The organism is Streptacidiphilus carbonis (assembly GCF_000787775.1).
In the GTDB taxonomy this organism is placed as follows: Bacteria; Actinomycetota; Actinomycetes; order Streptomycetales; family Streptomycetaceae; genus Streptacidiphilus; species Streptacidiphilus carbonis.
Window position 1 is genome coordinate 104,808 of the sequence record NZ_BBPM01000012.1, and the last position, 6,903, is coordinate 111,710.

General features: G+C 71.3%; 7 protein-coding genes and 1 pseudogene. 6 read left to right on the forward strand and 2 right to left on the reverse strand.

Annotated features, from left to right (window positions below; translation table 11 throughout):
- The first annotated feature begins 72 nt into the window (after positions 1–72).
- Positions 73–1,536, forward strand: a complete 1,464-nt coding sequence (locus tag TR46_RS12055) for a dihydrolipoyl dehydrogenase family protein (protein ID WP_174505117.1) — start codon at positions 73–75, stop codon at positions 1,534–1,536.
- A gap of 141 nt (positions 1,537–1,677) precedes the next feature.
- Here the strand turns inward: TR46_RS12055 and rpmG are convergent, their stop codons facing one another.
- Positions 1,678–1,842, reverse strand: a complete 165-nt coding sequence (gene rpmG, locus TR46_RS12060; RefSeq protein WP_042398330.1) for a 50S ribosomal protein L33 — start codon at positions 1,840–1,842, stop codon at positions 1,678–1,680.
- Between the two features lie 168 nt (positions 1,843–2,010).
- Here rpmG and TR46_RS12065 point away from each other — a divergent pair, with 168 nt between their 5' ends.
- Together TR46_RS12065 and TR46_RS37830 are read left to right on the forward strand one after the other, a co-directional pair.
- Positions 2,011–2,283 carry a GlsB/YeaQ/YmgE family stress response membrane protein gene (locus tag TR46_RS12065; RefSeq protein ID WP_236655308.1) on the forward strand — a complete coding sequence of 91 codons (273 nt, stop codon included), beginning with the start codon at positions 2,011–2,013 and terminating at the stop codon, positions 2,281–2,283.
- Positions 2,284–2,644: 361 nt separating this feature from the next.
- Positions 2,645–3,259 (forward strand): hypothetical protein, encoded by a 615-nt coding sequence (locus TR46_RS37830; RefSeq protein ID WP_052432731.1) that lies wholly within the window; start codon positions 2,645–2,647, stop codon positions 3,257–3,259.
- A gap of 75 nt (positions 3,260–3,334) precedes the next feature.
- Here TR46_RS37830 and TR46_RS12075 read toward each other — a convergent pair whose 3' ends face one another.
- Complete coding sequence (locus TR46_RS12075) at positions 3,335–4,069, reverse strand: YoaK family protein (RefSeq protein WP_042398336.1); 735 nt, start codon at positions 4,067–4,069, stop codon at positions 3,335–3,337.
- Between the two features lie 359 nt (positions 4,070–4,428).
- On the opposite strand from TR46_RS12075, the gene kdpF reads away from it, so the two are divergent.
- From kdpF to TR46_RS44165, 3 genes and pseudogenes are all read left to right on the forward strand, one after another.
- Positions 4,429–4,518, forward strand: coding sequence for a K(+)-transporting ATPase subunit F (gene kdpF, locus TR46_RS40970; protein ID WP_042398348.1), 90 nt, complete (start codon positions 4,429–4,431; stop codon positions 4,516–4,518).
- A 2-nt stretch (positions 4,519–4,520) separates the two neighbouring features.
- A complete protein-coding gene (kdpA, locus tag TR46_RS12085) occupies positions 4,521–6,221 on the forward strand; it encodes a potassium-transporting ATPase subunit KdpA (RefSeq protein WP_042398350.1) in 1,701 nt (566 codons plus the stop codon).
- A pseudogene (locus TR46_RS44165) lies at positions 6,221–6,903 on the forward strand (P-type ATPase actuator domain-containing protein); the annotation flags it as partial. The gene kdpA and the pseudogene TR46_RS44165, both read left to right, overlap by 1 nt.

Sequence of the window (6,903 nt, forward strand, 5' to 3'; positions counted from 1 at the left end):
TGGCACCGGGACCCCCGCAGCCGCCGCCGCAGCACAGCGGAGGCGGTAGGCGGCAGACGACATGGAGCGAGCATGAACGACGGTTCGTCAGAGAACGGCCGCGGTTACGACGTGATCGTCATCGGCGTCGGGCCGGTGGGTGAGAACGTGGCCGACCGGGTGCGGGCGGCGGGCCTCAGCGTCGCTGTGGTGGAGAGCGAGCTGGTGGGCGGCGAGTGCTCGTACTGGGCCTGCATGCCCAGCAAGGCGCTGCTGCGTCCGGCTGTCGCCCTGGCCGAGGCGGGCAGGCTGCCCGGGGCGCGTGAGGCGGTGACGGGGCGTCTGGACGCGGCGGCGGTACTGGCGCGCCGTGACTCGTTCGCCTCGGACTGGAAGGACGACGGCCAGGTGGGCTGGCTGGACGGCATCGGCGCCGAGCTGGTCCGCGGCCACGGCCGGCTGGACGGTCCCCGGCGGGTACGGGTGCAGCAGCCGGACGGCGGCAGCGTGCTGCTGACGGCCCGCCACGCGGTGGTCGTCAGCACCGGCAGCCGGGCGGTCCTGCCGGAGCTGCCGGGCATCGGCGAGGCCAGGCCGTGGACCAGCCGCGAGGCCACGTCCGGGCAGAGCGTCCCCGGTCGGCTGGCGGTGGTCGGCGGCGGCGTGGTCGGAGTGGAGATGGCCACGGCGTGGCAGGCGCTGGGCTCCCGGGTGACCCTGCTGGTGCGGGGTCCGGGCCTGCTGCCCCAGCTGGAGCCGTTCGCGGGCGAGCTGGTCGCGGCCGGCCTCACCGAGGCCGGCGCCGAGGTGCGCACCGGCGTCAACGTCACCGAGCTGCGGCGGCCCGACCCGCAGGGGCCGGTCACCCTGCGGCTGGACGACGGCAGCCTGCTGGAGGCGGACGAGGTCCTCTTCGCCACCGGGCGCGCCCCGCGCACCGACGACCTGGGGCTGGAGACGGTGGGTCTGAAGCCCGGCTCCTGGCTCGCCGTCGACGACCACTGCCGGGTCGGCGCCGTTCCCGAGGGCTGGCTCTGGGCCACCGGCGACGTCAACCACCGCGCGCTGCTCACCCACCAGGGCAAGTACCAGGCCCGTGCGGCCGGCACCGCGATCGGCGCGGTGGCCACCGGCGGACGGCTCGACCCGGCGCCCTGGGGGCCGCACACCGCGACGGCCGACGCGGCCTCCGTCCCGCAGGTCGTCTTCACCGACCCGGAGGTGGCCGCGGTCGGCCTGACCGCCGCCGCGGCCGAGCGGGCCGGGCTGCGCACCCGGGTGGTCGACTACGACCTGGCCGCGGTGGCCGGCGCGAGCCTGTTCGCCGACGGCTACCGGGGGCACGCCCGCATGGTCGTCGACCTGGACCGCGGGGTTCTGGTCGGAGTCACCTTCGTCGGCTCGGGCGTCGCCGAACTGCTCCACTCGGCGACGGTGGCCGTCGTGGGGGAGGTGCCGCTGGACCGGCTGTGGCACGCGGTGCCGTCGTACCCGACCATCAGTGAGGTGTGGCTGCGTCTGCTGGAGGCCTACCGGGATGCGGCGCCGGAGGCGTGATCTCCGGCTGCGAACCGTAGGGGGCGCTTGTCGCCCAAGTTCCCCGCGCCCCAGGGGGCTGCCCCGTCAGGGGCGCGGGGACTGCGCGACGGGCCATGCACATGCTGCACTTGCCTCGCTGACCGCCGGCGCGTCAGCGCGTCACCGCTCCTCACGGAAGGCGACATGCCGTCCCGCCCGCGGGTCGTACTTGCGGAGCACCGTGCGGTCGGAGTCGTTGCGGCGGTTCTTGCGGGTGACGTAGGTGTAGCCGGTTCCCGCGGTGGAGCGGAGCTTGATGACCGGGCGGAGTTCACTGCGGGCCATGGCCGTCCCTTTCCCTCGATCCCGGTGAAACGGATGTCGTTTTCACCGGACGTACGAGCGCTTCAACGGGGCGACGGCCCCCGGCATTCCCGCGCATGGCAGTCGTCAGGCCGGGCACACGCGGAGTGACCCCGGCTGGGGGTCATGAGGCCCATCTCGGGAGGAACTGTGCTCTGGCTCATCGTGCTCATCATCGAAGGCCTGATCATCGGTGTGCTCGCCAAGCTCGTGGTCCCGGGCCGCAACCCGGTGCCGGTGTGGCTGACCATCGTCATCGGTATCGCCGGTGCGCTCATCGGCAACTGGATCTCCAACTATGCAGGGGTGCGGCACACCAGCGGTATCGACTGGATCCGGCACCTTCTCCAGATCGGGGTCGCCGCGGTGCTCGTCGCGCTGGCCACTCCCACCTACGGTGGCCGGGGCAGGGTCCGCCGCTGAGTCGGTGCCGATGGTGACCTGCTGAGCAAGGCGAGGGTGCGGGGTGCCGGACCGCGGTCCGGCACCCCGCACCGCTGTTCGCGGCCGGCCGTCGGACGCGCCGTCAGAGACATGCCGACCCGCCGTCAGACCTGCTGCGGCGCCTGCCTCCAGTCCATGTCCGCCGGGGTCCGGGGCACGGACGGCGGCACCTGGAGCAGCGGATCCGAGAAATCCTCCAGAGGGTCAAAAGCGCTGGTCAGATCGGCAGGTGTGCCCCCGGTCCGATGGTCGCACCAGGTGATTGTCCGGTTGCGGTCCGTGTTCCCCCTTTGCAGGGTGAAGACGTCAGCTGTTTGTACATGAAGGAAAGGCACTCCCCATGCACGTTTCACGCCGGGCCAGCATCGCGGTCGCCTCCATCACCTGTGGCGCCCTGGCGTTCGGTGCCGCAGGAACGACCATCGCGCTCGCGCAGCAGCCCGTCACCAGCGGCGGCGCCGTGAGTCCCGCGGCGGCAGTCCCCGACACGTCCGCGGCGCTGGCGGTGCTGTCGCAGTTCGGCGCGGTCGGGAAGGTGACCGACGCGCTCACGGCGGCGGGGGCTCCGACTCCCGACCTGGCGACCGTGACCAACCTGGTCAACACCGCGAAGGCCGCTCTGGCGACCGTGGTCGGCACCGTGCACGCGCCGGCCGCGAAGCCGGGCCACCGGGCGGCGACGCCCGACCCCAACGCCCTGGTCGCCCAGGCCGTGGCCGCGGTCAAGACCGTCCTGGACAACCTGGTCGCCGCCGTGACCGCCAAGGACCCGGCGAAGATCGCGGCCGCTCTGACCGCCGCCGTCCCGGCCGTGGTCAACCTGGTGGCCAGCCTGCTGCTGGGCGGAGGCCTGCCGGTGCCGAGCCTCCCCGGTCTGCCCGGGCTGCCGAGCGTGCCGCCGCTGCCGATCCCGCTGCCCGTCCCGGTGCCGCCGCTCCCCGTCCACGGGCGCTGACGAGAGGGACGCCGGAAGGAGCCTCAGCGCCCCGCTCGGTTCCGCAGCCGGGCTGAACCGTGCCTCCGTCACGGTTCAGCCCGGCTGCGTCCATGGCAGGGCCGACCTGGTGTGGGGGGTGAGCAGGGCGGTGGTGCCGGTCAGCAGCACGCCCGCCAGCAGCAGCGGGAGACCGACGGAGCCGTGGAGCGCCAGCGCCCCGCCGACCAGGGCGCCGACGAACATCGACGCCGCCGACAGCAGCCGGCGTCCGGCCTTGCTGTCCGCGCCCCCGGCCAGTCGGCCGTCGGCGGCGATGCCGGTGATGGTGAGGGTGAGCACCGTGGTGGTCAGGTCCGGCACGGCCAGCCGCCGGGCCGCCGCGTTCTGACTCCCCATCGCCACCCCGAGCAGCACCACCAGCAGGTAGCGGACCCAGCCCGAGGCCGGATCCGCGGACAGTTCGGCGGCCACGTAGGAGGCCAGCACCAGGACCGTCTCCGTCGCCACGGCGGCGAGCAGCAGCCTGCCCCGGTGCTCCGGGAAGCGGTTGACGAGCCGTCCGCCGAGCAGCGCACCGGCCGCGAAGGCGACCAGCGCGGTCAGTGACGCCGTGAGCGAGAAGTCCTTCGAGCCCGCCATCGAGAAGGCCATGAAGACCACATTGCCGGTCATATTGGCGACGAAGACCCGGCCCAGCACCAGGTAACTGAAGGCGTCGACCAGTCCGGTGACCACGGTCAGCGCGATCAGCAGCGGCGGCAGCGGTCCCTGCCGCCCCTGGAGGTCGGGGACCAGGGTGGCCCTGGCGTCGCTGAGGAATCCGGGCATCGCGTGGTCCTCCGGGGGCAGGAAGTGGGGGCGGTGGGGGCGACGGGCGTGGTGCGGCGGGACGTCCCAGTTGTACCGGTGGACGGGCCCGGACCGTTGGCCGCGGCCAGCGCCGTCAAGGGCGTGTCAAGGTTCCGCCGACGGCCGCAAGCAACGCGTCAACGAAGCGCTGGTGCCTGCCTGACATGCGCTTTCCTGGCAACGCCGGAGCTGATCCGGCACCGGTCGGGAGCCCTCCTGGCGGGTTCGGAACCAGTTGATTCCAGGGGTGTATCCCGCATGCTCGACGTGCTGTTCGTCGGGGTGACGATCCTTGTGTTCGCCGTCCTCGCTCTGATCGCCAAGGCGGTGGAGAAGCTGTGAGCGCCGACAACATCGTGGGCCTGATCGTCGCGGTGGCCCTGGTCGGGTACCTGGTCGCGGCTCTGGTCCTCCCGGAGAAGTTCTGACCATGAATCCAACTCTCGCGGGCTTTCTGCAGGCCCTGGCGCTGGTCGGGGCGCTCGCCCTGTCCTACCGGCCGCTGGGCGACCACATCGCCCACACTCTGACCACCCGCAAGCACCTGCGCGTCGAGCGCGTGATCTACAGGCTGATCGGGGTCGACGGCGAGGCGGAGCAGACCTGGGGCTCGTATCTGCGCAGTGTGCTGGCCTTCTCCTTCATATCGGTGCTGTTCCTGTACGGGTTCCAGCGGCTGCAGGAGCATCTGTGGCTGTCGCTGGGCTTCCCGGCGGTCTCGCCCGCCGTGGCCTGGAACACCGCCGCGTCCTTTGTCACCAACACCAACTGGCAGTCGTACTCGGGCGAGTCGACGATGGGCCACCTGGTGCAGATGGGCGGTCTGGCCGTCCAGAACTTCCTGTCCGCGGCGGTGGGCATCGCCGTGGTGGCCGCGCTGATCCGCGGGTTTCGGGGGTCCGGGGGTCGCTCCCCGGAAGGGCACAGCACCAGGAACCGGACGGACCACCTGGGCAACTTCTGGGTGGACCTGACCCGGATCACCCTGCGGGTGCTGCTGCCGATCTCGATCGTGTTCGCGCTGGTGCTGGTGGCCGGCGGGGTGGTCGAGAACCTGCACGCGGCGCAGGTCGTGCACACCCTCTCGGGTGCCACCCAGTCCATCCCCGGCGGTCCGGTGGCCTCGCAGGAGGTCATCAAGCAGCTGGGCACCAACGGCGGCGGCTTCTACAACGCCAACTCCGCGCACCCGTTCGAGAACCCCAACCCGTTCACCAACCTGGTCGCCGTCTACCTGATGCTGGTGATCTCGTTCGCGCTCTGCCGCACCTTCGGGAAGATGGTCGGCAGCAACAAGCAGGGCTACACCATCCTCTCGGTGATGGGCCTGTACTGGGTGGCCTCGGCCTCGCTGATCACCTTCTTCGAGCACCAGCACTCGGGCATCGCCTCGCAGATCGCCGGTGCGGCGATGGAGGGCAAGGAGGTCCGGTTCGGCATCCCGGGCTCCTCGCTGTTCGCGGCGTCCACGACGCTGACGTCCACCGGTGCGGTGAACTCGCTGCACGACTCGTTCACGCCGCTGGGCGGCGGCACCGCGATCCTGAACATGATGTTCGGTGAGATCGCGCCCGGCGGCACCGGATCGGGCCTGTACGGGATCCTGATCCTGGCCGTGGTCACCGTCTTCGTGGCGGGTCTGATGGTGGGTCGGACCCCGGAGTACCTGGGCAAGAAGCTGGGTGCGCGGGAGATGAAGTTCGCCTCCCTCTACATCCTGACCACCCCGGCGATCGTGCTGTGCGGTACCGGTCTGGCGATGTCGCTGAAGGCCGGGCACGGCGGAGGGATGAACAACAGCGGGCCGCACGGCTTCTCCGAGGTGCTGTACGCCTTCACCTCGGCGGCCAACAACAACGGGTCGGCGTTCGGCGGGATCACGGTGACCAGTACGCACTGGCAGACCGCGCTGGGCCTCGCGATGCTCTTCGGCCGCTTCCTTCCGATGGTCTTCGTCCTCGCCCTGGCCGGCTCGCTGGCCAGGCAGACGCCGATCCCCGAAACCACCGGCACCCTGCGGACCAACAATCCGCTGTTCGTCGGCATGCTCTCCGGCGTCATCCTGATCGTCGTCGGACTCACCTACTTCCCGGCCCTGGCACTCGGGCCGCTCGCGGAAGGGCTGCACTGATGTCCACCCCCACTCTCCAGAATCCGGCCGTCGAGCCGGAGGCGCAGCAGGCTGCGGGTGAGACGGAGCACCGGCTTTCGGCGGGGCTGCTCGACCCCAAGCAGTTGCTCACCTCCTTCCCGGACGCGGTCAGGAAACTCGATCCGCGGGTCATGGTGAAGAGCCCCGTCATGTTCGTGGTCGAGGTCGGCTCGGTGCTGACCACGGTCTCGGCGATCGAGAAGCCCAGCGTGTTCGCCTGGGTGATCACCGTGTGGCTGTGGCTGACGGTGGTGTTCGCCAACCTGGCCGAGGCCGTGGCCGAGGGCCGCGGCAAGGCCCAGGCCGACACTTTGCGCCGGACCAAGACCGACACGGTGGCCCGCAAGGTCACCGGAACCTGGACTCCGGGCGCCGTGAACGTGGCCGAGGCCGAGGTCGCGGCGACCGAGCTGAAGCTCGGCGACTTCGTGATCGTGGAGGCCGGCCAGGTCATCCCCGGTGACGGGGACGTGGTCGAGGGCGTGGCCAGCGTCGACGAGTCGGCGATCACCGGTGAGTCCGCTCCGGTGATCCGCGAGTCCGGCGGTGACCGGTCGGCGGTGACCGGCGGTACGAAGGTGCTGTCGGACCGGATCGTGGTGAAGATCACCTCTGAGCCGGGCAGGACGTTCATCGACCGGATGATCGCGCTGGTCGAGGG